A 25,230-nucleotide genomic window follows, 5' to 3' on the forward strand; every position below is an offset into this window, starting at 1 on the left:
CGAGCGACGCCCCCTGCGACGCGAGGTCGCAGGGGGCGTCGACGGAAGCAGTGGTCAGAGCACGCGGCCCGCGCCGTCGGCGGCCGTGACGAGGAAGAGCTCCGGAGTCGTGAAGCCCTTCTCGGCGAAGGCGGCGAGGACCGCGGCGCGGACCTCCTCCTCCTTCTCCACCGGGGTGAGGGCGATCGCGGAGCCGCCGAAGCCGCCGCCGGTCATCCGGGCGCCGATCGCTCCGGCGCCGCGCGCCGCCTCGACGGCGGTGTCGAGCTCGGGCACCGAGATCTCGAAGTCGTCGCGGAGTGAGACGTGGCCGGCGTCGAGCAGATCGCCGATCGCCCGGGGACCGTGCTCGCGCAGGGTGCGGACGGTCTCGAGCACGCGGACGTCCTCGGTCACGACGTGCTTCACGCGCCGGTAGGTGACGTCGTCGAGGAGCTCCTGGGCGCGCGGCAGGTCGTCGACCGTCAGCTCGCGGAGCGACGGCACGCCGAGGGTCGCGGCGCCGAGCTCGCAGGAGGCGCGCCGCTCGGCGTAGCCGCCGGTGGCGTGCGCGTGCTCGACGCGCGTGTCGACGACGAGCAGGACGAGGCCGGCCTCCTCGAAGCCGAGGGGGACGACCTCGGTGTCGAGGCTGCGGCAGTCCAGGAACACCGCGGCGTCGCGCTTCCCGAAGAGGGAGGCGGACTCGTCCATGATCCCGGTGGGGGCGCCGACCGCGACGTTCTCGGCGCGACGACCGACGCGGGCCATCGTCGCGCGGTCGAAACCGAGGTGCCAGAGCTCGTCGAGGGCGACGGCCATCGCGCACATCAGCGCCGCCGAGCTCGAGAGCCCCGCGCCGACCGGCACGTCGGAGTCGACGTACGCGTCGAAGCCCGAGCGGGAGCCCAGGTCGACGCCGTACTCGGTGAGCGCCCAGACCACGCCGAGCGGGTAGGCCGACCAGCCGGTCACGGCGCCGGGGCCGAGCTCGTCGAGAGCGACCTCGACCACGTCGGGGGAGAAGGCGCTGCTGATCCGGATCAGGCGGTCCTCCCTCGGAGCGACGGCCATCGCCGTGGCGCGGTCGATCGCGAAGGGGAAGACGAAGCCGTCGTTGTAGTCGGTGTGCTCGCCGATCAGGTTCACGCGGCCGGGGCCGGCCCAGACGCCCGCGGCGGGGCGGCCGAAGGTGCGCTCGAAGGCGGCGGCCGCGCTCTCGGCGACGGCGGTCAGGGAGGCGGGAGCGGCGGTCATCGGTTCTCCTCGGCGATGTCGGCGGCGGTGGTGGCGGGAGTGGCGGCGCCGCCGGGAAGCGAGTCGTCGCTGTGCGCGGCGACCGGCAGCGCCGCGTCGGGGCGCTGTGCGATCCCGGCCTCGAGCACGGCCGCTTCGGCCCGCTCGATCGCCGCGCGCAGGGCCGCGGCGCTCGTCTCGGGGGCGATGTCGCCGATCCAGGCGCCCATCGCGGCCTCGCTCCCCGCGAGGTACTTGAGCTTCGTCTCGGCGCGGCGGGGCGAGGTGATCTGGAGCATCAGGCGCACCTCGTCGCGGCGCTCGTGCACCGGGGCCTGGTGCCAGGCGGCGATGTAGGGCGTCGGGGTGTCGTAGAGGGCGTCGATGCCGCGGAGCAGGCGCTGGTACATCGCAGCCAGCTCGTCGCGCTCCTCCGGGGTGGTCGCCGCCAGGTCCGGGACGTGGCGGTGCGGCAGGAGGTGCACCTCGACGGGCCAGCGCGCGGCGAACGGCACGAACGCGGTGAAGTGCTCGCCGCGGAGGAGGACGCGCTCGCCGGCCTGCTCGAAGGCGAGGACGTCGGCGAACATCGACGGCCCGTAGCTGTCGAGCGAGGCGAGCAGACGGGTCGTGCGCGGCGTGACGTAGGGGTAGGAGTAGATCTGCCCGTGGGGGTGGTGCAGCGTGACGCCGATCGCCTCGCCGCGGTTCTCGAACGGGAAGACCTGCTGCACGCCGGGAAGGGCCGAGAGGGCGCCCACGCGGTCGGCCCAGGCCTCGACCACGGTCCGGGCGCGGGAGGCGCTGAGCGTGGCGAACGAGCCCTCGTGCTCGGGGCTGAAGCAGACGACCTCGCAGCGGCCGACGCTGGTCAGCGTCCGGCCGAGCCCGAGGGTGCGCAGGTCCTCCAGCGAGGCGGGCGCGTCCGCGTCCTCGAGGAGCGGGCCGAAGGAGGGGGAGCGGTTCTCGAAGACGGCGACGTCGTAGCGGCTGGGCACCTCCGACGGGTTCGTCGGCGACGCCGGGGCGAGCGGATCGAGCTCGGCCGGCGGCAGGAACACGCGGTTCTGGCGCGACGCGGCGATGGAGACCCACTCGCCGGTCAGCACGTCCTGGCGCATCCGCGCGGTGGCGGGGCGGGGGTCGAGGTGGCGGGCGTCGGCGGCGCGCTCCGGGGGGAGCGTCGTGTCGGCGTCGTCGAAGTAGAGGAGCTCGCGGCCGTCGGCCAGCGTGTGCGGGCGCTTGACGACGCCGGCGGAGAGGGTGATCGCTTCGTTCATGGCAGGAGTCAGACTAGGGCCGCACCTTCGAAAAGGAAAGCTCGTTTTCGCTTTGACAAGTCCACTCGACCGCGGGCACGATGGGCGGATGAGGACGGACGGCGAGCAGGAGTCCACGTCGGCGATCGAGCGCCGGCTGAGGCTGCGCCTGGCCGCCGAGAGCTCGGGCTTCGTCGGGGTCGCCCCGATGGCCGACATGCTCGGGGTCTCGGTCGTCACCGTCCGCTCCGATCTCGCCCTGCTCGCGAGCGAGGGCGTCCTCCAGCGGGTGCGCGGCGGGGCGATCCCGGCGCCGAGACCCACCGGCGAGCGCTCGCTCGAGGAGGGCCTGAGCGCCGCCTCCGACGAGAAGGCCGCGATCGGCGAGGAGGCCGCCGCCTCCGTCTCCTCCGGGCAGAGCATCGTGCTCGACGTGGGCACCACCCCGCTCGCCATCGCGCACGCGCTCGTGGCGCGGGAGGAGCTGCGCGACGTCACGGTGATCACGAACGGCCTCTCCACGGCGCTGGCGCTCGAGCCGGCCATCCCGCGCTTCACGGTCGTCGTCACCGGGGGCACTCTGCGGCCGCTGCAGCACTCGCTGGTCGAGCCGCTGGCGTCCGAGCTGCTCGAGCGGATCCGCGCCGACATCGCCTTCATCGGCTGCACCGGCGTGCACCCCGAGGCCGGCGTCACCAACGTCAATCTCCCGGAGGCGACCCTGAAGCGCCGGATGCTGCAGGCGGCGACCCGCCGGGTCGTGGTCGCGGACTCCTCGAAGCTCGGAGTGGTCGACCTCGGCCGGGTCGCCGCTCCCGACGAGTTCGACCGTCTGCTCACGGGGGCGGGGGCCGCCGACGGACTCGTCGCCGCTCTGGAGGAGGCGGGGCTCGCGGTCACCCGCTGCCGGACGCTCGGCGAGCGCGTCAGTCCGTAGGATCGAGGAATGGCCGACTTCACCCCCGCCCCCGCCACCGGGCGCCAGTTCTCGCTCGACCTCACCGCCGAGGGACGCACCCTGCACGCCGTCGTGACGGAGGTGGCCGCAGCGCTGCGCCACCTCTCGGTCGACGGAGTGGAGATCACCGCCTCCTACCCGGAGAGCACCGTCCCGCCGTTCGGCTCGGGCATCGTCCTGATGCCCTGGCCCAACCGCGTGAAGGACGGGCGCTGGCACCACCGCGGCGAGACGCTCCAGCTCGCGATCACCGAGCCGAAGTACCACAACGCCATCCACGGCCTCCTGGTGAGCACCCCGTACCGCCTCGTCGACCAGGGCCCGTCCTTCGTCGAGCTGGCCGCGCCGGTCGTGCCGCAGGCGGGCTACCCGTTCCACCTCGAGACCTCGGTCCGCTACGAGCTGCAGGCCGACGGGCTGAAGGTCGTCCACCGCGTCGTCAACGTCGGAGCCGACGAGGCACCCGTCGCCATCGGCACGCACCCCTTCCTCGCCATCGGCGACGTGCCGACCGACGAGCTCGAGATCACCGTCGACGCGGCGGTGCACATCGAGGTCGACGAGCGCCTCAACCCCACCGTGCAGAACCCGGTCGAGGGCACCGAGTGGGACCTCCGCTCCGGCCGCCGCATCGGCGACCTCGAGCTCGACGACGCCTGGGCCGACGTCCGGATGGTCGACGGCGAGAGCGTGCACGGCCTCCGCGCCGCGGACGGCCGCCGCGTGCTCCTCTGGGCCGACGCCTCGCACAACTTCATCCAGGTCTTCATCACCCGGATCTTCCCCGACGGCGACGACGTGAAGACCGCGATCGCCGTGGAGCCGATGACCGCTCCCGCCGAGGCGTTCAACAGCGGGCAGGGCCTGCGCTGGCTCGAGCCGGGCGAGGAGTGGACCGTCGCGTGGGGCATCCGCCACGAGGGGTTCCCCACCGCGTCATGACCACCCTCGCGGCGGTCGGGCGCGACGACGAGGCCAAGCGCGTCGCTCTCGTCCGGATGAAGCGGCTCGCCACGGGCCTGCTCGTGGTGATGGCCGTCGTCTTCGCCGTGTCGTTCGCCCTGCAGGAGCGCTACCCGTGGCTGCAGTGGGTCCGGGCCGCGAGCGAGGGCGGGATGGTCGGCGCGCTCGCCGACTGGTTCGCCGTGACCGCGCTGTTCCGGCGGCCGCTGGGCCTGCCGATCCCGCACACCGCGATCATCCCGACCAAGAAGGACGAGATCGGCGCGAGCCTCGCGCAGTTCGTCGAGGAGAACTTCCTCCGCGGCGCCATCGTGCGCGAGAAGCTCGACTCCTTCGGGATCGCCCGGCGGGCGGGGCTGTGGCTCGCCGAGCCGGAGAACGCGCACCGGGTCGGCGGCGAGAGTGCCGCGGCCGTCCGCTCGGCGATCGCCCTGCTGGACGACTCCGACGTGCAGCGCGTGATCGAGGCGCTGGCGCGGCGCCACCTCCTCGACCCGCAGTGGGGCCCGCCGCTGGGCTCGCTGGTGGGCAGCGTGGTCGAGGCGGGCCACCACCGGCGCCTCGTGGACACGCTGGTGGAGCAGGCGGAGGCGTGGCTGACCGCGAACCCGCAGAGCTTCACCCGCATGGTCAGCGGCCGCCTGCCGAGCTGGCTGCCCTCCGCGGTCAGCCGAGCGGTGGACGAGCGGCTGTACCGCGAGGCGCTCGTCTTCGTCGCCGCGGTGCGCGAGGACCAGGTGCACCCGTTCCGGATCGCGATCGACGGCTACCTCGCCACGCTGGCGCAGGATCTGGGCACCGACCCCGACCTGATCGCCCGGGTCGAGGAGATCAAGAACCGCGCCTTCGACAGCCCGCGCGTCCGCGAGCTCGCCGGGGACGCCTGGGAGGCGACGAAGGCCTCCCTCCTCGGCGCGATGGACGACCCGTCGAGCCCCCTCCGCGGCAGCATCGAGTCGATCGTGGTCGATCTGGGCCGCCGGCTCTCGACCGACGCCGGTCTCGCGGCGACCGTCGACTCCTGGATCGGATCGGTAGCGGCCAACCTGGTCGACCGCTACCGCACCGACATCGCCAGCATCATCGGCGACACCATCCACCGCTGGGACCCGCGCGAGACGTCCGAGAAGCTCGAGCTGCAGGTCGGGAAGGACCTCCAGTTCATCCGGATCAACGGCACCGTCGTGGGCTCCCTGGCCGGGCTGGTCATCTTCACCGTCGCGCACGCGCTGCTCGGCTCGTGAAGCGGGGCGCCCGGGCCCGCTCCGCAAGCCCTCGTCGACGTCGGTGGTCGGGCGTACGGTCGCACCATGAGCGATGACAACACCACCGATCCCGATGTCAAGACCGAGGGCGACGTCCTCGGCGCCCGTGCCGACGACGGCAGCGACACCAGCGCCAGCAAGGACCCGTCCGACTGGGTCACCGGCGACGAGCCGATGACCGGCCCGCAGCGCAGCTACCTCGACACCCTCGCGCGCGAGGCGGGCGAGACCCTGCCCGCCGACCTCACCAAGGCCCAGGCCTCCGAGCACATCGACCGCCTGCAGTCCTCCACGGGCCGTGGCGACGGCAGCAACGGGCACGACTGATCCCGCCGGGGCGCCCCGGGGCTGAGCATCAGTCCCCGTCGGCGCCCCCGTCCGGGGCGCGCACACCGCGCCCCGGCGTCCCTAGGGTTCCGTCATGGCGATCTCCCGCACCACGCGCAACGCCCTCGACCTCATCGACGCGATCCGGATCCCCGGCCGCATCGATCCCCGTCTGGCCCGGCAGGTGACCCTGTCCCTCCGCCAGCTCCTCGAATCCGGAGCCTTCGGCCCGAGCGAGCGGCTCCTCCGCCGCCGCGCGAGGAGGCTCCGCTCCCGCACCCGCGAGGCGGCGGCGTTCCGGCAGACGCGCCCGGCCGGCTGCACCGTCCAGCCCTGAGCCCGCTGAACGGAGTCGCTCCGCTGTGACCGGCGACGGGACAGACACCGTCCGCGCGGTCGTCTAGAGTTCCTGGCATCCGGTCCGCCGGATGCCCGCCGCAGTCTCCCGGCCGGTCGACAACGGAGTCGTCCCGGCGCGGGTCATCCCCCCGTTCGCGCGTCGAACGCCCCGCTGGTTCCAGCACCCCGCTCCCTCCTCGAGAAGGGACTCCCGCGATGACGACCCGCGTCTCGCACACCGCGACGACCGTCCGCCTCGTCCGCTGGTACCGGATCGACTCCGACTGGCTCTCGGAGGTCGTCACCGGCCGCCTGCTCGAGCACCAGGACGGCCGCTGGCGCCTGCTCGTCGGCGAGAAGGTCCGTGACTACCCGGACGAGGTGTGGTCGCTCTGCCACGAGTGACGCCGTCGCGGAGCACCGCGGCCCGGACGAGGCGTCAGAGGTAGAGGTAGTACGTCTTCGCGCAGTCCGTCGAGCAGAACGGGTCACGGCGGCGGGCCGGCCGGACGCGGCACGCCTCGCACAGCCGAGGCCGGCGCAGGAGGACGCGGAGGACGGTCAGCACCTCTGCACGGTAGTGCGGCGACCTGGCTGCGCCCTGGCACTGTCCGGAAAGCGCGACCAGGCGGTCGAGTGGTGGGCCCCGTCGGGCTCGAACCGACCACCCGCGGATTAAAAGACGGTCTCCCTGGTCCCTCGTCCGTGATCCGATCCGGACCGGGGTGAACCGCCGAAGGCGCTTCTACCCATGCAAACCCTGGGATCGGGAGCTGTCCGGCGGGGGAGCCGCGGAGCTGTTCGGCGTGGGTCGGATCACCCCAGCGCGGCGTGGGTGGAGGGGTTTTCGGAGGGGTTCCGACCCGTCAGCGCCTCGCCAGGACTCCAGATGTGAACCACTGGACGAGCGGCACCGCCAGCAGCACCGCTGCCTCGGCCTCCTCCTGAGTCGGCTTCCTGTATTCGTTGCCGCCGTGACGGCTCTCCTGACCTGACCACAACGCCCGCGCCATCTTCCGGGCAGCGTCGTTCGAGGGGTACTTCGCGACCTCGCCCAACGGCAGGCGCCAGTCGCCCTGGTTGTCCATGTCGCTACACATCGTTCCTAGCGTGGCCTTTACGTTCTTCGGCGAAACGAGATGCACTCCCGCTTCCTCGACGGCCTTGATGGCTTTCTCGTACGCATCCTCCGGATCCGGGTCGATGCCGAAGCAGGCTTGCCATGCCTCGGCGAGCAGCGACCCTGCGCTCCCAGAGCGGCTGATGATCTCGATAGCTGCAATTTCGACGCCCTCTGGCACTCTCCGGACGAGACCGCGGTGTCCTGCCCGATCACCGACCGTCCAAAGAGACCCGCCTTGAAGAAGTACCGACTCGAGAACGCCTATGTCGAAGCCGAGTCCGAACTTGAGCAGGAAATCGACTAGGCGGAGAACTTCATTGTCATCCAGTACATCTTGCAGCCCTCGAAGTCCGCGGGACGCATAGAGGCGGAAGAGCGGCTCGCGGCGACGAGTCTTTCGGTCGAACAGTGAAACGTGATTCTTCGACGGTTCGAGCGACTGGGTTATATTCAGGTCCACCCACTGCCAGATAGACGCCTCAAGCCACGGCGGCACTCCATCTGTGAGAACTTCCAGCTCTTCCGGGTCCATGCCAAGCGGCACCCAATCGTCCATAGCACTGATGATAGAGGCGACCGCAGGCAATGTTGCTGCCCGCTGGGCCGCTCCCTAGTCGTGCCAGAGCGGCCCAGGGCTGGGCGCTCAGCGCGCGCGACGGGTCCCGTGGCCGCCCGCCTGCGTGCGGCGGGCTGTCTCCGCCGCGGTCTCGCTCGAGGGCGCGCGGTCGTCGCGCTGCCGGACGATCTCGCGGCGCTGCTCAGCGGCCGACATCGAGCGTGACCACGACCGACACGATCTACGCGCACCTTTACGCCACCGACTACACCTCGCACATGGCGAAGTTCGACGCCTTCGTGGCCGCTCGCTAGAAGGGCAAGCCGTACTTCGGAGGTTCTGTCGGGTCTATCGCGGCCATCTCACTAAGAAGATCCTTCGCGAGTTGAGGACCACCGAGGGCCATACGGTATGCAACATCTCGCAGACCCGGGACGAGAGTTCCCGGTTTCACGTCGCTTTCCTCGCCGTACTCGCCGTTTAGCGTATCAATGAGTCGCTCAGGCTCAAGCGTGTATTTGTTGCTCATTTGTATCACATAAAGTGCCCAGGGTGGAGCGTCGTCCTCGTCTCGCGCTCCAAGTCGGTAAATGGTCTTTCCGACCGTTACCGACAAGCTCGTATTACCTTCCAAATTCCAGAGAACTTTTCCGGACTCGGTCAACTGCCGCAACTTACTAACGAGTATTGCCCACTCGGAATGGCTAAACATTAGGCGCTCCTTCTAGCTTGTTGCGGAGGTTCGCGGTCATTGAATCAACGGCTACCATTACAGCATCGACGTCCTTGAAGACAGGTCGCAACGATGTTGGAACGTCAGTTGTGGGTTTCGTGACCAGGGTAACTTTAACCTTCGTGGCTTTCGAGCTTGCAGATTGAATGATTGTGACAAGCTCGGTGTGGGTCGGGTAGCTGGTTTTTAGGATGTCACCCATCTCATTAGCTAATCGCGAGAACCGAAGTAGAGCGCGCTGCGCATCGAGAGTATCGCCACTCTTCATTGCAACCTGAATATCTTCGTGCACATGATGAAGCTGCGGCGCAATCGCATGCATGGCGCGTTCGGAGAGTGTCGCTTGCGCGCCGGTCAGTGCTTCGGTCGCGGCTTCTGCCGCCTTCTTAGTCTTCCTAAGTTGAACGAACGCGATCCAAAAACCGATGATGGTCAAAATAAGCGCGGCCCAGTCCATTACACTTGGCGCGGTCGTCAGGTCAATAAACCAGAACTTTAGATCGCTAGTCTTCATTCAACGGATCCTTTTCCGGAGTTCCTGGCCCTCGTGCTCCGTATGACATCTGGCAGTCGTAGTTTCGTCAACCAAGGAGCCCTCGAAGCATCGGAGGTAACGACAGCTCTAGAAGTGCTTGCCGATTGAAGGCAATCGCCCAGTCATTCTCACGTAAGCTTGCGGCCACAACAGGAACCAGTTCCGGAAACCGCACCGCAATAGCCACGACTTCTACATACTTTTCGCGAACAAAGAATCGATTGTGCGCAGCTCCGATGCAGAGCAAGCGCCGAAGTACAATCGATCGGATCTGAAGGTCGCCAGTGGCCCTGAAGACGCTTGACATGAAAATCGCAATACGATCGGTGAAGTCCCACGGGTGCTGATCGTTAGCATAAAGATCAAATTGAGAAATAACTCGACGAAAGTTCTCCGTATCGGTGGCAAGCGCACGCACGACGTCTTCCGCAAGATATGGAATTATTCGGAGGTAGAGCTGAACATCGTCTGTATTGGTAATCAGTAGGGTGTTTAGCTCCCGAACCACGCCATTTTCGCCACTTGCAAGTCGACGGACCAACTCCAACGCTTCCTCCGTTGGCGGGAGTAAAGTTCTCGCTCCATTCGACGCCCATCCGAATTGGACTGCGAACTCGCTGACTGTACTGAGGCGTTGATCAGCTCGGGCGCTTGTCGCTGACATGATCAAGTAGCGATATTCGGCGGGAACTTCCTCCCATCGGGGCCCCGATGCGAACTTCCTTCCGCAGAGCACCTCGTACAGGACGCATCCCAGGGCGTAAACATCCGCTTTTTCGTCTGCGAGATGTCCGTCTTCCCACTGCTCGGGTGCGGCGTATCCAACCGTGCCAAGCCCGCCTTGCGTCACTGTGAGAGTCGAGTCCGAGAATAGTCTTCTACCAAGCCCGAAATCGGCGACAAGAGGAACTCCCGCGATGAAGAGGATATTCTCCGGCTTTATGTCTCTGTGGATGACGCCATTTGCGTGAGCGTGAGCGACAGCTTCGAGGATTGATGGAAAAATTGAATCGACCCGTGTTTTCCCGATGCCGCCTGGCGATGCCATAAGCAAATCGCGCAGGGATTCGTCGGCCAGTGGCATTACAAAGGACGGGCGACTTGCTTCGGTGTCTATTGCAAGCACGGGCAGAATGTTGGGATGAAAAAGCGATGATTGGATACGAGTCTCGCGCTCGAAGCGAAGAAGGTGCTCACTCCGCCTCGTGGGATCGCCCGTGTAACTGAAGAATTTTATCGCGACGGGCCCGGAGCCGCCGACCGGGGTTGCGCGGAAAACTTCGCCCTGGCTGCCAAGCCCTAGCCGTTCCCCGAGGTTGTACTTCGACATCGCGCCCTCCTGGACCCATTATGGCGAGCGCGTCGTTGCTTCGAGGGGTTTTCGAGGGGTTCGGATCACGTCTACGTGGACTGACGTCGATTCTTCCGCGCCGTTACTGGTGGGCCCCGTCGGGCTCGAACCGACGACCCGCGGATTAAAAGTCCGCTGCTCTGCCAACTGAGCTAGAGGCCCGCGCGATCCAGGGTAGCGGGCCGTCGGCGCCCCCGGAGCAGGTGCGGCCCGGACCGCGGACGATCCCGGAGCGGACCGCGTCCTCGGCGCGGGCATACCCGCCCAGCCGCGGGCGTTACCCTCCTCGAAACCCCTACGGAGCGCGAGCGCGAGAGCGTCCGCGCGCACGACCGCGGAAGGCGGCCCCATGACAGACGGCTTCCACAAGCCGACCAAGTTCCCCTCCCACGTCTTCGAGGCGTTCCAGGGAGGAGAGGACCCGGCGCAGATCAGCCGCGTCGCCCACGAGACCGCGATCGCGCTGCTGAGCCGTGTCCGGAACGACCCCGACCCGGTGGTCATCGACCGCCTGGTCGAGTACACCGACCACAACGGCATCGACGCGCTCGCCGAGCTCTGGGCGCGCTCCAGCGCGGCGAGCCTGCCGGGCGCCCTCTGGCGGATCTACCTGCTGCGGCTGGTCATCCGGCAGGACCCGGAGAGCACGAGCTTCCTCTACCAGCGCGGAGTCGAGCTGTCCGCCACGATCGACCCGGTGGTCGCCGGAGCCAGCACTCCCACGGGGCCGGCAGAGATCACCGAGCTGGCCGACCGGATCCTCCGCGGCGTCTTCGACGGCGACTTCGCGGTGGCACTGGACCGCGCCGCGGCGTTCTGCCGCGTGAGCGCCTCCGGAGCCGTCTCGGTCGCCGACGATGTGGAGCCCGTGAACCCCGCCCGGGCGAGCGAGCTGACCACCCGCGCCCTGCGCCTCTCGACCACCGCGGCCGAGCTCGTGAGCTGCGCGCGGCTGTGGCGGAGCGACTCCCTGGAGTGACGCGCAACCCGCGTTCACCCACTGCGAACGCCGCTCGCCGCCACCGCGGAGGCCTTTGGTAGACTGGTGGAAGCCGGATCGCAGTAACCCCGGGCTCCACTTATAGCCGCTTCGAGCGGCCTCGCGCCGAGAGGCGTTCCTGCGGTCCGGCCCCTTCTCTGCTCGCATCGCCGCCACGGTGCGCGAGGCGAGGGCCCAGGAGGAGTCGATCCTCGCCCGAGTCCCCACAGACAGGCGCCAGCGGAATGAAGAACAGCAGAGCTCTCCGGATCGGCGCGCGCGTCTGGGCGGGGGCGGGGCTGCTGGTCGTCGCCGCCCTCTACCTCCTCGCCGCCCCGAGCGTCGACGACGCGGAGGGCGCCCAGTTCGCCGCGGGGGTCTCGCTCTCGCAGGGCACGGTGATGCGCGTCCTCGCGGTCCTCGACGTGCTCGCCGGGCTCTGGGTCCTCATCCGCCCGCGCAGCTATCCGGGCATCACCGCTGCGGCGGTGGCCGTGATCTCGCTCTGGCTGGCCCCCCGGCTGGGCGACCCCGCGCTCGTGCCGATCGGCACGTTGGCGCTGGATGTCCGATTCGTGACGCATCCGATCGAGGTGTCGGTCGTCGTTGCAGGCCTGGCCGTGACAGCCTTCTGGATGACGCGGAATCTTTCAGCCCGGGCGCGGGCGAGGCGGGGCTGATGACGGACGACACCACTGCGGAGGCGGCTGTCCTCCTCGAGCGCATCGCCGGGGGAGAGCAGGCCGCATTCGCCGCGCTCTACGACCAGATGGCCGGCAGGGTCCTCGGCCTGATCATCCGCGTCCTCGTCGACCGCTCCCAGTCCGAGGAGGTGGCCCAGGAGGTCTTCCTCGAGATCTGGCAAACCGCTGGGCGTTTCGCTCCGAATAAAGGAAGCGCGACGACCTGGATCCTCACGATGGCACACCGCAGGGCCATCGACAGGGTCCGCGCGGCTCAAGCCGGCCGTGATCGGGACATGCGCATCGGAATCCGAGACCTCGGACGCGACTACGACCAGGTCTCCGAGCAGGCGGAGGTGTCCCTCGAGCACGAGAAGGTCGCGGCCGCCATGGGCCGCCTGACGGAACTGCAGCGGCAGGCGCTGCAGCTCGCTTACTACGGCGGATACTCGCACAGCGAGATCGCGGGGATCCTGCAGTGCCCCGTGGGAACCGTCAAGACACGCCTGCGTGACGGAATGATCAGACTTCGAGAAGAGATGGGGGTGGCCCTGTGAACGATGTGCGACTCCCCGACGGGATGGACGACCCGCGCGATCTCGCGGCGGGTCACGCACTGGGCATCCTGACGCCCGAGGAGCAGGAGCGCTACGAGCGCTTCCTCTCCGAGCACCCGGAGGCGCGCGGCGAGGCCGACGCGTTCGCCGAGGTGGCGGAGGCGCTGGTCGCCGACGCACCCGCCGTGGAGCCCTCGCCGGGCTTCAAGGCCGACCTGATGGCGCTCATCGCCACCACTCCGCAGCTGCCGCTGGAGGAGCCCGACGAGGACCACGAGGCGCCCGCCGCGCCCCGTCTGGTCCCCGTCGCCTCCGAGGGCGAGCGGAGCGGCCCTACGGCTCGCCGGGACGGTGGCGGCAGCGCCGCGAACCGCGCCCGGAGCCGCTGGTTCGCCCGCCCCGCGGTCTACCTCTCGGCGGCCGCGGCCGCCGCGGTGATCGTGGTCGGCGGAGTGACCCTTCCGCCGCTGCTCTCGTCCGGCCCCGGCCAGACGCAGCAGCAGACGGCTCTGGAGCAGATCCGCAGCGCCCCCGACGCGCAGGAGACGACCGGCACGGTCGCCACCGGCGAGCAGGCGACGCTGGTCTGGTCGAGCTCGCTCGGCCGCTCCGCCCTCGTGGTGGACGACCTGGCGCCGCTGCCGGAGGACAAGACCTACGAGCTCTGGTACATCGGCTCATCCGGTCCGGTCGCCGCAGGGACGTTCGACGGGGGAGAGGGCAGCACCGTGGCCCCGCTCGAGGGGAGCCTGACCGAGGGCGGAGTCGTCGCCGTGACGGTCGAGGACGCCGGCGGCTCGCCGACTCCGACCACCGATCCGATACTGGCGATCGACATCGCCTGACGGCCCGAACACGAGAAGAGCCGCACTCCCATGACGGAGTGCGGCTCTTCTCGTTCCCGGAGGGAACGCGGTGGAACGAGAGCGAGCCGCGACCCCGGAGGGACGCGGCTCGCTCTCGTCTGCGGCGGATCAGCCGAAGCGGCCCGAGACGTAGTCCTCGGTCGCCTGGACGGACGGCCGCGAGAACATCGTCGCGGTGTCGTCGTACTCGATGAGCTTGCCCGGCTTGCCGGTGCCCGCGATGTTGAAGAACGCGGTGCGGTCCGAGACGCGCGAGGCCTGCTGCATGTTGTGGGTCACGATGACGATCGTGTAGTCGTTCTTGAGCTCCTCGATGAGGTCCTCGATCGCGAGGGTCGAGATCGGGTCGAGGGCGGAGCAGGGCTCGTCCATCAGGAGGACGTCGGGGGAGACGGCGATCGCGCGGGCGATGCACAGACGCTGCTGCTGGCCGCCGGAGAGACCGGAGCCCGGCTTGTCGAGGCGGTCCTTCACCTCGTTCCAGAGGTTCGCGCCCTGGAGCGAGCGCTCGACGAGCGCGTCCGCGTCCGACTTCGAGATGCGGCGGTTGTTGAGCTTCACGCCGGCCAGCACGTTGTCCCGGATGGACATCGTCGGGAACGGGTTGGGGCGCTGGAAGACCATGCCCACCTGCCGGCGGACCTGCACCGGGTCGACGCCCGGGCCGTACAGGTTGTTGCCGTCGATCAGGACCTCGCCCTCGACGTGCGCGCCGGGGATGACCTCGTGCATGCGGTTGAGCGTGCGGAGGAAGGTCGACTTGCCGCAGCCGGACGGGCCGATGAAGGCGGTGACCGTGCGCGGCTCGATGGCGAGCGAGACGCCCTCCACCGCGAGGAACTGGCTGTAGTAGACGTTGAGGTCGTTGACCTCGATGCGCTTGGACATTGCTTCCTTCGGGGATTCCGGCCGGAGCCGAGTGGTGGGTGTCAGCGGCCGAGCTTGGGGGCGAAGATCTTCGCGATCAGGCGGGCGACCAGGTTCAGCGCCATGACGATCAGGATGAGGGCCAGCGCGCCGGTCCAGGCCCGGTTGAGGAACGCCTCGGCGTCGGGGCCCTGGTTCGCGTACTGCGTGTAGACGAAGACCGGGAGGGTCATCATCCGCTCGCTGAAGAGGTCGTAGTTCATCGACGCGGTGAAGCCGGCGACGATGAGCAGCGGGGCGGTCTCGCCGATGACGCGGGCGATCGCGAGGGTGATGCCCGTCGTGATGCCGGCGATGGAGGTCGGCAGCACGATCTTGACGATGGTCAGCCACTTCGGCACGCCGAGGGCGTAGGACGCCTCGCGCAGCTCGTTCGGGACCAGCTTCAGCATCTCCTCCGACGAGCGGACGACCACGGGGATCATCAGCACGGCGAGGGCGATCGAGCCGGCGAAGCCCATCCGGACGCCGGGGCCGAGGAGCAGCGCGAAGAGCGCGTACGCGAACAGGCCCGCGACGATGGAGGGGATGCCCGTCATCACGTCGACGAAGAAGGTGATCGCCCGGGCGAGGTGGCCGCGGCCGTACTCGACGAGGTAGATCGAGGTGAGCAGGCCGATCGGCACCGAGATCAGCGCGGCCATGGCCGTGATCTCGAGCGTGCCGATGATCGCGTGGAGGGCGCCGCCGCCCGCGTCGATGACGTTGCGCATCGACGAGGAGAAGAAGAGCGGATCGAACCGCGCGACTCCGTTGGAGACGACCGTGTAGAGCAGGGAGATCAGCGGGAGCAGCGCGATGATGAACGCGGTCGCGACCAGCGAGGTCACGAGGCGGTCGACAGCCTTGCGGCCGCCCTCGACCAGGCGCGAGACCACGTAGATGGCGACGTCGAAGAGGACGGTGCCCCAGAAGATCGCGCCGACGAGGCTGAAGTCGTTCATCATGCCGGCCGCCTGGAGGATCAGGAAGACGGCGGCGAACACGACCCAGCTGCCGACGAGCAGCATCCAGGGGGTGCCCTTGGGCAGCTTGCCCGCCTGCAGCGAGAAGGGCATCGACGAGGTGGCGGCGGACATCAGTTGGCTCCCGAGAAGGCCTTGCGGCGGTTGACGATGAACCGCGCGACCGAGTTCACGACGAGGGTGATGACGAAGAGGATGAGGCCCGAGGCGACGAGGACGTTCACGCCGACCCCGCTCGCCTCCGGGAACTGCAGCGCGATGTTCGCGGCGATGGTGTTCGAGTTCTGCGAGGTGAGCAGGAGGAAGGAGACGACCGTCGCGGGCGAGAGCACCATCGCGACGGCGAGCGTCTCGCCGAGGGCCCGGCCGAGGCCGAGCATGGCGGCCGAGACGATGCCCGGAGCGCCGAAGGGCAGGACGGCCATGCGGATCATCTCCCAGCGGGTCGCGCCGAGCGCGAGCGCCGCCTCCTCGTGCAGGCGCGGGGCCTGGAGGAAGATCTCGCGGCAGACCGCGGTGATGATCGGGATGACCATGACGGCCAGCACCACCGAGGCGGTGAGGATCGTCTTGCCGGTGCCCGACGCCTGGCCGCCGAAGAGCGGGAACCAGCCGATGTTCACGTTGAGGAAGAGGTAGAAGGGCTGCACCATCGGCGCCAGCACGGTCGCGCCCCAGAGGCCGAAGACCACCGAGGGGACGGCGGCGAGGAGGTCGACCACGTAGCCGAGGGCCATCGCGATGCGGCGCGGCGCGTAGTGCGAGATGAAGAGGGCGATCGCGATCGAGAGCGGCAGGGCGATCACCAGGGCGATCACCGCCGACCAGACCGTGCCGAAGACCAGGGGGCCGACGTAGGCCCAGAAGCTCGTCGCGTCGCCGGGGAGGCTGCCGGCCGGCGCGGTGAACGCGGGGATCGACTGCGCGATGAGGAAGATCGCGACGGCGGCGAGGACGAGGAGGATGAGGGAACCGGCGGCGACGGTCGAGATCGAGAAGACCCGATCTCCGACACGCACCTTCGCCTTCGGGCGGACGACGGTCTCAGTTGCCATTCCAGGGGACTCTCTTCAGACGAGGGGGTTCGGCGGGGCGCACAGGGAGATGCTAGGGCTCGGAGGGGGCGTCCGGTGGGTCGAGCCCGGCACAGGCGGGGCCCGTCCCGCGGATCGTGCTGCGAGACGGGCCCTGCCGGTGGGACTACTTGATCGACTCGATCGCGGTGGCGACGGTCGAGGCGAGCTCGGAGCTCAGGGGAGCGGAGCCGGCCTGAGCGGCGGCGGCCTCCTGGCCCTCCTCGCTCGCGACGTAGGAGGCGAAGGACTTGACGACCTCGCCCTTGTCGGCGTCCGCGTACTCCTGGCACACGATGAGGTAGCTGACCAGGACCATCGGCCAGGCGTCCGCCTCGGTGCCGGTGCGGTCGATCTTGATCGCGAGGTCGTTGTCCTCGCGGCCCTCGGCGATGGGCGAGGCGGCGACGACCGCCGCGGCTCCGTCGGCCGAGATGGTCGAGAACGCGTCGCCGACCTTCAGCTGGGCCATGTCCATGCCCTGGGCGCCGGACTCGTCGGCGTAGCCGATCGTGTTGGTGCCGTTCTTGACCGCGTCGACGACACCCGAGGTGCCCTTGGCGCCGTCACCGCTCTGGTACGGGAAGGTCTGCGCGGCAGGAGCGTCCCAGACGTCGCTCGCGGTGGCCGCGAGGTAGTCGGTGAAGTTCTGCGTGGTGCCCGAGTCGTCCGAGCGGTGCACGGAGGTGATGTTCGCCGACGGGAGGGTCGCGTCGGGGTTCAGGGCCTTGATCTCCGGGGCGTCCCAGGAGGTGATGGTGCCCTTGAAGATGCCCGCGATGGTGGCCGCGTCGAGCTTGAGCTCGTCGACGCCCTCCACGTTGAAGATGACCGCGATCGGCGAGATGTAGACCGGGAGGTCGATCGCCTTGGTGTCGGGGGCGCAGGCGGCGAAGGTGCCCGCGAGCTCCTCGTCCTTGAGCGCGGAGTCGGAGCCGGCGTAGTCGGCGGCGCCGTCGATGAAGTTGGTGCGGCCGGCGCCGGAGCCCTGCGGGTCGTAATTGACCGTGACCTCGGGGTTCGCGGTCTGGAACGCGGCGGCCCAGGTGGTCTGCGCGGTGCCCTGAGCGGACGAGCCGATCCCGGTGATGGTGCCGGAGAGCGTGGAGGTGGTGGCGGAGCCGGAGCTGCCGCCTGCGGCCGGTGCCTCGTTGGCAGCGCAGGAGGTCAGCGTGATCGCTGCGACGGCGGCGACGACGGCCGCCTGGCCGAGACGCGAGAATCTCACAAGTATCCCTTTCGGGTAGGAAAGCGTGGAAAACAGAACAGGGCCTGGTGCAGCCCGCGAGCGAGAGTACGGAGGGGTCGTGTCCTGGCACCGACCGCTCGGTGAACGCGCGGTGAACGGGTCCGCCCCGGGGATTGCGGGGCGGCGGGGAAGGCGCGGTGCGTCGGGCGCGTCCCGGCTGCGCGACCGGCCCGGTCCGGAGGGATCCGTCGAGCCGGTCGCTCAGCGCGGCCCGGGCGGGTCAGGCCAGCGGCGTGTGCGTCTCGATCGCGACGATGCCGGAGCCGGGGTGGCCTGTGGAGAGGTGCACCACGGCGAAGCCCCCGGTCGGGAGCGCTGCCGCCTCGTCGAGGTAGGCGCCGAGAGGAGTCGCCGTGGCGAGGGCGATCTCCCGCAGGATCTCGGGGATCACCGGCCGGTGACTGCAGAGGACGGCGGTGCGGCGGGCGCGGACCCGCTTGCCGACCAGGGCGCGGACGTCGGCGGTGCCCTGCTCGTGCGCCTCCTGGCTGAGGTCGTCGCGCAGCTTGACCGGCTTCCTGACCAGACCGGACAGCGGGGCGATGGTCGACCGGCAGCGCTTGGCGGTGCTCGAGACGAGGCGGCGCGGGCGCCAGGCGGCCACGGCCTGAGCGGCGGCCGCGGCCTCGATCCGGCCGCGCCCGGTGAGGCGGCGGGTGGAGTCGCGGCCGTCCCAGGAGGAGGCTGGCACCGCCTTCGCGTGCCGCAGGACCACGATCGCGAAGGTCTCGAGCGCACCGCGTGCGGCTATCCGGGCGAACTCGTCGACGATCGTCACGTCATGCGGATAGGTCAGGTAGCTCCGGGCCCGCTTGAGCGTCACCCACTCGAGCGCCTCGACCTCGTCGTTCGGGAGGAAGTCGGACGCCAGGACGGCCTTCTCGGTCACCTGCGCCGCCCAGTAGTAGACGGCCTTCGGGCGCCCGCTCGGCAGCGTGTACTCGGTGCACCCCAGCGGCACCCCGAGCGCCACCGAGAGCCCGGTCTCCTCGCGGATCTCGCGGACCGCGGTCTCCGGGAGGGACTCGCCCGCGTCGACCTTGCCCTTGGGCAGGCTGACGTCCCGGCGGTGCGGCCGGTGGATCACGAGGATGTGCGGGCGGCCCTCGATGATCCGCCAGCACACCGCTCCTGCTGCGTAGACGGTGCCCGTCACGGGCGTCAGCGGCTGGAGGCCCGGTTGGCGGACCGTGTCGCCGCGCGCTTGCGATGGGTGATGTGCTGCATCAGCTGGTTCTGCAGGTCGGCGAGCGGAGCGCCCTCCTCGTCGAGGTGGTGCCGCGTCCAGTCACCGTCCGGGCCGAGCCACCAGGAGGCGGTCCGCTCGTCCATCGCCCGCTCGAACATGTCGTCGATCTCGCTGAGGTGCGCCGGCTCGACGATCCGCACCAGAGCCTCGACGCGGCGGTCGAGGTTGCGGTGCATCATGTCGGCGCTGCCGATGAAGACGTCCGGCTCGCCGCCGTTGACGAAGCTGAAGATGCGGGAGTGCTCGAGGTAGCGGCCGAGGATCGAGCGCACGCGGATGGTCTCGGAGAGCCCCTCCTGGCCGGGCTTCAGCCCGCAGATGCCGCGCACCCACACGTCGACCGGCACGCCGGCCTGGCTGGCGCGGTAGAGCGCGTCGATCACGGACTCGTCGACGATCGAGTTGACCTTGATCCGGATGCCCGAGGGGCGCCCCGCGCGGGCGTTCTCGGTCTCGGCGGCGATCCGCTTGAGCAGGCCCTTCCGGAGGTGGCGCGGCGCGACGAGCAGGCGCTTGAACTTCTTCTCGATCGCGTAGCCCGAGAGCTCGTTGAACAGACGCGTGAGGTCCTTGCCGACCTCGGGGTCGGCCGTCAGGAGTCCGAGGTCCTCGTAGATGCGCGAGGTCTTCGGGTTGTAGTTGCCGGTGCCGATGTGGGAGTAGTGGCGGAGCACTCCGCCCTTCTCCTGGCGGATGACGAGCGCGAGCTTGCAGTGGGTCTTCAGCCCGACGAGCCCGTAGACCACGTGCACGCCCGCCTTCTCGAGCTTGCGCGCCCACGAGATGTTCGCCTGCTCGTCGAAGCGCGCCTTGATCTCGACCAGGGCGAGCACCTGCTTGCCCGACTCGGCCGCGTCGATGAGCGCCTCGACGATGGGGGAGTCGCCCGAGGTGCGGTAGAGCGTCTGCTTGATCGCGAGCACGTCCGGATCGGCCGCCGCCTGCTCGAGGAACGACTGCACGCTCGTCGCGAAGGACTCGTAGGGGTGGTGCAGGAGCACGTCGCCGCGGGAGACAGCCTTGAAGACGTCCTGCCGCTGGTTGGGCTCGCTGGGCGAGAGCTGCACCGCCGTCGTCGGGACGTGATTGGGGTACTTCAGGTCCGGGCGGTCGATCTTCTGCAGGCTGAAGAGCCCGCTGAGGTCGAGCGGGGCCGGGAGCTTGTAGACCTCCTGCGTCGTGATGTCGAGCTCGCGGACCAGCAGGCCCAGCGTCTCGTCGTCCATGTCGTCGGTGACCTCGAGGCGGATGGGCGGGCCGAACCGGCGGCGCAGCAGCTCCTTCTCGAGGGCCTTGATCAGGTTCTCGGTCTCGTCCTCGTCGACCTCGACGTCCTCGTTGCGCGTCACCCGGAACACGTGGTGGTCGAGGATCTCCATGCCGGGGAACAGGTCGTCCAGCTGGTTGGCGATCAGGTCCTCGAGCGAGATGAACCGCATCGGCTCGCCCGGCGCCGCGACTCCGGCGATCCGCACGAAGCGGGGGAGCATCTGCGGCACCTTGAGGCGCGCGAACTCGACCTTCTGCGTCTTCGGGTTCCGCACCCGCACCGAGAGGTTGAGCGAGAGGCCGGAGATGTAGGGGAACGGGTGCGCCGGGTCGACCGCGAGCGGCATCAGCACCGGGAACACCTGGGCCGAGAAGTAGTCGTCCAGCACGGTGCGCTCGGCGTCGCTCAGCTCGTCCCAGCGGACGAGGTCGATGCCGCCGTCGCGCAGGGCGGGCTCGACGAGCTCCTTGAACGCTCGGGAGTGGCGCTGCTGCAGCAGGTGCGCCTTCTCCGAGATGTCGGTCAGCACGTCGACCGGCACGCGGCCGATGTTCGTCGGCAGGGCGAGCCCCGTGAGGATGCGGCGCTTGAGGCCGGCGACCCGGACCATGAAGAACTCGTCGAGGTTGGACGAGAAGATCGCCAGGAAGTTCGCCCGCTCGAGCGCCGGAACCAGCGGATCCTCCGCGAGCTCGAGCACGCGCTGGTTGAACGCGAGCCAGCTCAGCTCCCGGTCGAGGTAGCGGTTGTCGGGGAGGAGCGGGTCCGAGTGCTCCTCCTCGTCGTCGAAGTCATCGTCGAGGTCATCGCTGAGACCGTCTTCGAGAAGCAGGTTGTCGCCGTCCATGCGACCATCCTGGCACCGCGTCCGTCCGCTCCGCGCCGCCGCTCGTGAATGCCGGATGAACGGGGCCGGGGGAGGCCCTGTGGAGGAGTGCCGGCTCAGCGCAGCGGCGCGGCGCGCTGCAGGTACTGCACGTCGACGGAGGCGTCCGTGAACCCGAGCGAGCGGTAGAGCGCCACCGCCGACCGGTTCTCGGCCTCGACGTAGAGGTCGGCCGCGGTGCAGCCGCGCTCGAGCATCCGCGCGAGCCCGGCGTTCAGCAGGGTGCGGCCGAGTCCCCGTCCGGCCGCCTCGGGGGCGACCCCGAGGACGTAGATCTCGCCGGTCGTCGATCCGGGCTCGATCTTGAGCCAGTCGTAGCCGAGGAGCGTGCCGTCGACGTCGCGGAGCAGGAGGAAGTCGCCCTCGTCGAACCACGGCTCGGCGCGGCGGGCCGCCAGGTCCTCCTCCGTCATCCGCCCCTGCTCGGGGTGCGCGGCGAAGATCCGCGCGTTCAGGGCGATCCACTCGGCCGGAGCGAGGTCGCGGGCGTCCGAGAGGACGACGCCCTCGGGGACGCGGACCTCGGGGGCGGCGAGCGGCTCGAGCTCGAGGTGCAGGAGGGTGCGAACCGGTGCGAAGCCGTGGGAGGTCGCGAGGGCCCGGGCGGCGGGGTGGTCGCCGTGCGCCCAGGCGAGCAGGCCCGTCCGGCCGCTCGCGAGGACCTGCTCCAGGGTCGCGGTGCCGAAGCCGACCCCGCGCCACTCCGGATCGACGACGAACTCCAGCTCGCCCTGCCCGAGGATCGCCGCCGCCACGACCACGTCGGCGCGCAGCCCCACGAGGAGGGTGCGCGAGCCGGCCCGGGCGTCGACGAGCGTCTGGTCGCTGAAGGGGGGCTGGTGGTCGAACCAGGCGGCGCGCCCGATCAGGTGCTCGAGGCCGGCCGCCACCGCGGGATCGGCCAGATCCTCAACGGACAGGTTGAGCGACTCGCTCATTGTCCTCTTCGTACACGTTGAAGCGGTATCCGACGTTGCGGACCGTGCCGATCAGCGACTCCAGGTCGCCGAGCTTCGCGCGGAGGCGCCGCACGTGCACGTCGACCGTGCGGGTGCCGCCGAAGTAGTCGTACCCCCACACCTCGCTCAGCAGCTGCTCGCGGGTGAAGACGCGCGAGGGGTGCGTGGCGAAGAAGCGGAGGAGCTCGAACTCCTTGAAGGTGAGGTCGAGCGGGCGCCCGTGCACCTTGGCGGAGTAGCTGGCCTCGTCGATCACGACGCCCGAGGCCTGGATGCGCGAGGTCGACTGCTCCTGCGCCAGCCGGCCGATCACCAGGCGGATGCGGGCGTCGACCTCGGCGGGGCCGGCCGAGTCGAGGATGACGTCGTTGACGCCCCAGTCGGCCGAGACGGCCGTGAGCCCGCCCTCCGTGAGGATCAGGATGAGGGGGACGTTGATGCCCGTGGTCGTGAGTATCTTGCAGAGCGACTTGGCGCTGGCGAGGTCCTGCCGCGCATCGACCAGGATCAGATCGCAGCTCGGGGCGTTCACGAGCTGGGCGGGCTCCGCGGGGATCTGCCGGGTCCGGTGGCTGAGGAGCCCCAGTGCGGGGAGCACCTCGGCGCCTCCCGCCGAGGTCAGTATCAACAACTGCGCCACGGATCCTCCAGAACTGGTCTGCCCGCAATACTAGCGGCGGGCCGGGAGGGGCGTCCGCCTGGGGCACAATTGTCGGATGGGCAGGGATCGGGTGGGCATCGGAGTCGTCTGGGCGCTCGCACTCGCGGGCTCCGTGCTGACTCTGGCGATCGCCGCTCCGGAGTCCCGGCAGCTCTGGCTCGCGCTGACGTTCGGCGGATGCGTGCTCGCGACCTTCGCGGTGCAGCTCGCCGTGGCCCGCGCCGAGGGGTACCTCCTCCGCGCGATGACGAGCATCGTCGGGGCGATGGCCGTGGTCGCGGTCGCGAGCGGGATCGCCCTCCTCCTCCCCGCCTGAGCGGTCGCGCCCTCCCGTCCCGAGCGCCCGGATCCGCACCGCCTGAGCGGCCGCGTCCGCCCCGCCCCTGCGTCGGAGGCGGCGGGTAGGATGAGCGCATGCTTCTCGCCCTGGAACTCTTCTACCTCGGTCTGCTCGGGCTCGCCTCCCTCGCCATCGCGTGGGTCTCCGGCGTGGTCGTCTACAAGCTCTACCGCGGCCAGCGCTAGCCGCCGCCGGAGCCCGAGTGATCTCGCTTCCGTCGGGCCTGCCGCCCGAGCTCGTCCCCCTGTCCTGGCTGCTCGGCGTCTGGGAGGGCTCGGGCGTCATCGACTATACGATCGGCGACGACTCCGTCCAGGCCGAGTTCGGCCATCGCATCAGCTTCAGCTACGACGGCCTCCCGTACCTCAACTACAACTCCTACACGTGGCTGATCGAGGAGGGCGCCGAGGAGGCGCCCCGGCCCCTGGTCACCGAGACGGGCTACTGGCGCCTCAGCCGCGCGCTGACCGACTCCGACGCCGGCCCGGGAATGCTGCCCGGCCGCGGCGCACCTGCCTTCCCCGACGCCGAGTCCGTCGAGACGCTGCGCAACGCCGCCGGCGGGTTCGACATCGAGGTCTCGCTCGTGCACCCGGACGGGGTCAGCGAGCTCTACCTCGGTCAGGTCAAGGGGCCTCGGATCGACCTCGCGACCGACGCGGTGATGCGCACCGCCGCGGCGAAGGACTACGCCGCCGCCACGCGCCTCTACGGCCTGGTCGACGACCACCTGCTCTGGGCGTGGGACATCGCCGCGCTCGGCCAGGGCCTGCGGACCCACTCCTCCGGACGGCTCGCCCGTGTCGACTGACGCGCCCTCCCCGCTCCTGGCCGCCCCGGGCGCCGTCGCGACGACGAGCGCCGCCGAGCCCGGCGTCGCCGCCCACTACGGCGAGCCCTTCCGCGAGCAGCGCGCTCTCGCCGCGGGCACCGCGCTCGTCGACCTCTCCGGCCGCGGCGTCGTGACCGTCACGGGGCCGGACCGCCTCACCTGGATCGACTCGCTCACCAGCCAGGCCGTCTCGCGCCTCGCTCCTGGCGCGTCCGCCGAGACGCTCCTGCTCGACCCGACCGGCCGGATCGAGCACGTCATCCGCCTCGTCGACGACGGCGAGACCGCCTGGCTCCTGCTCGACCGCGACGAGACGGCCGGCCTGGCCGCCTGGCTCGACCGGATGCGCTTCATGCTCCGCGTCGAGGTCGCCGACCGCACCGACGACTTCGCGACCCTCGCCGCCCTCGGCGACGGGCCGGCCCTGACGCTCGCCCTGTCCCTGGCCGAGGAGCCCGTCGTCTGGAGCGACCCGTGGTCGCAGGTCCAGCCGGGCGGCTGGCAGTACGCGCTGACCACAGAGCACCCCGGGGCCTCCTGGGAGCTCCGCGAGGTCCTGGTCCCGCGAGCGGCCCTCGAGGCCCTCGCGGAGACGGCCGTCGGGGTGGGAGTGGCCCTCGCCGGGGTCGACGCCCTCGAGGCCCTGCGCATCGCCGCCTGGCGCCCGCGCCACGCGACCGAGGTCGACGAGCGGTCCATCCCGCACGAGCTCGACCTCCTCCGCTCGAGCGTGCACCTCGCCAAGGGCTGCTACCGGGGCCAGGAGACGGTGGCGAAGGTGCACAATCTCGGCCACCCGCCCCGGCGCCTGGTCCTGCTGCAGCTCGACGGCTCCGACTCGGTCCTCCCCGCCCACGGCGACGTCATCACGGCGCTCAAGGGCGGCGAGCCGGTCGAGGTCGGCACGGTCACCTCCAGCGCCTGGCACTACGAGGACGGACCGGTCGCTCTCGCGGTCGTCAAGCGGAGCGTCCCGGTGGATCTCGAGCTGACCGTGCTGGCCGGCGACTCGCGCGTGGCCGCGGCCCAGGAGGTCGTGGTTCCGCCCGGAGCCGGAGCGGAGGCGGGAGTGCCCCGCCTGCCCCGCCTCGGGGCGACGACCAGGTAGGC

28 protein-coding genes and 1 tRNA gene are annotated in these 25,230 nt (G+C 69.9%); 13 read left to right on the plus strand and 16 right to left on the minus strand.

Annotated elements, in window-relative coordinates; translation table 11 throughout:
• Window positions 1-54: 54 nt before the first annotated feature.
• Window positions 55-1,236 (minus strand): galactokinase, encoded by a 1,182-nt coding sequence (gene galK / locus GTU71_RS00800; RefSeq protein ID WP_159939100.1) that lies wholly within the window; start codon window positions 1,234-1,236, stop codon window positions 55-57.
• Entirely contained in the window at window positions 1,233-2,495 is a 1,263-nt protein-coding gene (gene galT / locus GTU71_RS00805) for a galactose-1-phosphate uridylyltransferase (RefSeq protein WP_159939101.1), read from the minus strand. Before galT ends, galK begins: the two co-directional genes overlap by 4 nt.
• 88 nt (window positions 2,496-2,583) lie before the next feature.
• Between galT and GTU71_RS00810 the strand changes: the two genes are divergently transcribed.
• From GTU71_RS00810 to GTU71_RS00835, 6 genes are all read left to right on the plus strand, one after another.
• Window positions 2,584-3,411 carry a DeoR/GlpR family DNA-binding transcription regulator gene (locus GTU71_RS00810; RefSeq protein WP_104256413.1) on the plus strand — a complete coding sequence of 276 codons (828 nt, stop codon included), beginning with the start codon at window positions 2,584-2,586 and terminating at the stop codon, window positions 3,409-3,411.
• A gap of 9 nt (window positions 3,412-3,420) precedes the next feature.
• Entirely contained in the window at window positions 3,421-4,374 is a 954-nt protein-coding gene (locus GTU71_RS00815) for an aldose 1-epimerase family protein (RefSeq protein ID WP_104263066.1), read from the plus strand.
• Complete coding sequence (locus GTU71_RS00820) at window positions 4,371-5,639, plus strand: DUF445 domain-containing protein (RefSeq protein WP_104224715.1); 1,269 nt, start codon at window positions 4,371-4,373, stop codon at window positions 5,637-5,639. Before GTU71_RS00815 ends, GTU71_RS00820 begins: the two co-directional genes overlap by 4 nt.
• A gap of 66 nt (window positions 5,640-5,705) precedes the next feature.
• Window positions 5,706-5,987 carry a DUF3072 domain-containing protein gene (locus GTU71_RS00825; protein ID WP_104224714.1) on the plus strand — a complete coding sequence of 94 codons (282 nt, stop codon included), beginning with the start codon at window positions 5,706-5,708 and terminating at the stop codon, window positions 5,985-5,987.
• A gap of 94 nt (window positions 5,988-6,081) precedes the next feature.
• Window positions 6,082-6,324 (plus strand): hypothetical protein, encoded by a 243-nt coding sequence (locus GTU71_RS00830; protein ID WP_104256416.1) that lies wholly within the window; start codon window positions 6,082-6,084, stop codon window positions 6,322-6,324.
• Between the two features lie 218 nt (window positions 6,325-6,542).
• Window positions 6,543-6,731: a hypothetical protein gene (locus tag GTU71_RS00835; protein ID WP_104224712.1), complete on the plus strand. Its 189-nt coding sequence runs from the start codon at window positions 6,543-6,545 to the stop codon at window positions 6,729-6,731.
• Window positions 6,732-6,765: 34 nt separating this feature from the next.
• On the opposite strand, the gene GTU71_RS16550 is transcribed toward GTU71_RS00835, so the two are convergent.
• The 6 genes from GTU71_RS16550 to GTU71_RS00860 form a co-directional block, all read right to left on the minus strand.
• A complete protein-coding gene (locus GTU71_RS16550) occupies window positions 6,766-6,894 on the minus strand; it encodes a hypothetical protein (protein WP_258059535.1) in 129 nt (42 codons plus the stop codon).
• 298 nt (window positions 6,895-7,192) lie between these two features.
• Complete coding sequence (locus GTU71_RS00840; RefSeq protein WP_159939102.1) at window positions 7,193-8,005, minus strand: hypothetical protein; 813 nt, start codon at window positions 8,003-8,005, stop codon at window positions 7,193-7,195.
• A gap of 310 nt (window positions 8,006-8,315) precedes the next feature.
• A complete protein-coding gene (locus tag GTU71_RS00845; protein WP_159939103.1) occupies window positions 8,316-8,717 on the minus strand; it encodes a hypothetical protein in 402 nt (133 codons plus the stop codon).
• The gene (locus GTU71_RS00850) at window positions 8,710-9,252 is read right to left on the minus strand and encodes a hypothetical protein (protein ID WP_159939104.1); all 543 of its coding nucleotides are present in this window, start codon (window positions 9,250-9,252) and stop codon (window positions 8,710-8,712) included. The genes GTU71_RS00845 and GTU71_RS00850 overlap by 8 nt, the downstream gene beginning before the upstream one ends.
• A gap of 67 nt (window positions 9,253-9,319) precedes the next feature.
• Window positions 9,320-10,603 carry a serine/threonine-protein kinase gene (locus tag GTU71_RS00855; RefSeq protein ID WP_159939105.1) on the minus strand — a complete coding sequence of 428 codons (1,284 nt, stop codon included), beginning with the start codon at window positions 10,601-10,603 and terminating at the stop codon, window positions 9,320-9,322.
• A gap of 107 nt (window positions 10,604-10,710) precedes the next feature.
• A tRNA-Lys gene (locus tag GTU71_RS00860) sits at window positions 10,711-10,786 on the minus strand.
• A 187-nt stretch (window positions 10,787-10,973) separates the two neighbouring features.
• Here GTU71_RS00860 and GTU71_RS00865 point away from each other — a divergent pair.
• The 4 genes from GTU71_RS00865 (at window position 10,974) to GTU71_RS00880 (ending at window position 13,688) form a co-directional block, all read left to right on the plus strand.
• Complete coding sequence (locus GTU71_RS00865; RefSeq protein ID WP_104227273.1) at window positions 10,974-11,603, plus strand: DNA-directed RNA polymerase subunit beta; 630 nt, start codon at window positions 10,974-10,976, stop codon at window positions 11,601-11,603.
• Between the two features lie 245 nt (window positions 11,604-11,848).
• Window positions 11,849-12,283 (plus strand): hypothetical protein, encoded by a 435-nt coding sequence (locus GTU71_RS00870; RefSeq protein ID WP_104224710.1) that lies wholly within the window; start codon window positions 11,849-11,851, stop codon window positions 12,281-12,283.
• The gene (gene sigK, locus GTU71_RS00875) at window positions 12,283-12,843 is read left to right on the plus strand and encodes an ECF RNA polymerase sigma factor SigK (RefSeq protein WP_104224709.1); all 561 of its coding nucleotides are present in this window, start codon (window positions 12,283-12,285) and stop codon (window positions 12,841-12,843) included. The genes GTU71_RS00870 and sigK overlap by 1 nt, the downstream gene beginning before the upstream one ends.
• Window positions 12,840-13,688 carry an anti-sigma factor gene (locus GTU71_RS00880; protein WP_146076502.1) on the plus strand — a complete coding sequence of 283 codons (849 nt, stop codon included), beginning with the start codon at window positions 12,840-12,842 and terminating at the stop codon, window positions 13,686-13,688. The genes sigK and GTU71_RS00880 overlap by 4 nt, the downstream gene beginning before the upstream one ends.
• Before the next feature lie 129 nt (window positions 13,689-13,817).
• Here GTU71_RS00880 and pstB read toward each other — a convergent pair whose 3' ends face one another.
• The 8 genes from pstB to GTU71_RS00920 form a co-directional block, all read right to left on the minus strand.
• A complete protein-coding gene (pstB, locus tag GTU71_RS00885; protein ID WP_104224707.1) occupies window positions 13,818-14,597 on the minus strand; it encodes a phosphate ABC transporter ATP-binding protein PstB in 780 nt (259 codons plus the stop codon).
• Between the two features lie 41 nt (window positions 14,598-14,638).
• Window positions 14,639-15,715: a phosphate ABC transporter permease PstA gene (gene pstA / locus GTU71_RS00890; RefSeq protein WP_104224706.1), complete on the minus strand. Its 1,077-nt coding sequence runs from the start codon at window positions 15,713-15,715 to the stop codon at window positions 14,639-14,641.
• The gene (pstC, locus tag GTU71_RS00895) at window positions 15,715-16,656 is read right to left on the minus strand and encodes a phosphate ABC transporter permease subunit PstC (RefSeq protein WP_104227270.1); all 942 of its coding nucleotides are present in this window, start codon (window positions 16,654-16,656) and stop codon (window positions 15,715-15,717) included. The genes pstA and pstC overlap by 1 nt, the downstream gene beginning before the upstream one ends.
• A gap of 145 nt (window positions 16,657-16,801) precedes the next feature.
• Window positions 16,802-17,902 carry a phosphate ABC transporter substrate-binding protein PstS gene (gene pstS / locus GTU71_RS00900; RefSeq protein ID WP_104233897.1) on the minus strand — a complete coding sequence of 367 codons (1,101 nt, stop codon included), beginning with the start codon at window positions 17,900-17,902 and terminating at the stop codon, window positions 16,802-16,804.
• Window positions 17,903-18,143: 241 nt separating this feature from the next.
• Complete coding sequence (locus GTU71_RS00905) at window positions 18,144-19,079, minus strand: NUDIX domain-containing protein (RefSeq protein WP_159939106.1); 936 nt, start codon at window positions 19,077-19,079, stop codon at window positions 18,144-18,146.
• A 5-nt stretch (window positions 19,080-19,084) separates the two neighbouring features.
• Window positions 19,085-21,289 carry an RNA degradosome polyphosphate kinase gene (locus tag GTU71_RS00910; RefSeq protein ID WP_104224702.1) on the minus strand — a complete coding sequence of 735 codons (2,205 nt, stop codon included), beginning with the start codon at window positions 21,287-21,289 and terminating at the stop codon, window positions 19,085-19,087.
• 95 nt (window positions 21,290-21,384) lie between these two features.
• Window positions 21,385-22,266, minus strand: coding sequence for a mycothiol synthase (mshD, locus tag GTU71_RS00915; protein WP_159939107.1), 882 nt, complete (start codon window positions 22,264-22,266; stop codon window positions 21,385-21,387).
• Entirely contained in the window at window positions 22,238-22,927 is a 690-nt protein-coding gene (locus GTU71_RS00920; RefSeq protein WP_104224700.1) for a response regulator transcription factor, read from the minus strand. Before GTU71_RS00920 ends, mshD begins: the two co-directional genes overlap by 29 nt.
• 76 nt (window positions 22,928-23,003) lie before the next feature.
• On the opposite strand from GTU71_RS00920, the gene GTU71_RS00925 reads away from it, so the two are divergent.
• The 3 genes from GTU71_RS00925 (at window position 23,004) to GTU71_RS00935 (ending at window position 25,228) form a co-directional block, all read left to right on the plus strand.
• Window positions 23,004-23,264 carry a hypothetical protein gene (locus GTU71_RS00925; protein WP_146076503.1) on the plus strand — a complete coding sequence of 87 codons (261 nt, stop codon included), beginning with the start codon at window positions 23,004-23,006 and terminating at the stop codon, window positions 23,262-23,264.
• A 226-nt stretch (window positions 23,265-23,490) separates the two neighbouring features.
• Window positions 23,491-24,099 carry an FABP family protein gene (locus GTU71_RS00930; RefSeq protein ID WP_104224698.1) on the plus strand — a complete coding sequence of 203 codons (609 nt, stop codon included), beginning with the start codon at window positions 23,491-23,493 and terminating at the stop codon, window positions 24,097-24,099.
• Between the two features lie 16 nt (window positions 24,100-24,115).
• The gene (locus GTU71_RS00935; RefSeq protein ID WP_244230705.1) at window positions 24,116-25,228 is read left to right on the plus strand and encodes a folate-binding protein; all 1,113 of its coding nucleotides are present in this window, start codon (window positions 24,116-24,118) and stop codon (window positions 25,226-25,228) included.
• Window positions 25,229-25,230: the final 2 nt, after the last annotated feature.

This window comes from Rathayibacter sp. VKM Ac-2762, assembly GCF_009866585.1.
Classification (GTDB): Bacteria; Actinomycetota; Actinomycetes; order Actinomycetales; family Microbacteriaceae; genus Rathayibacter.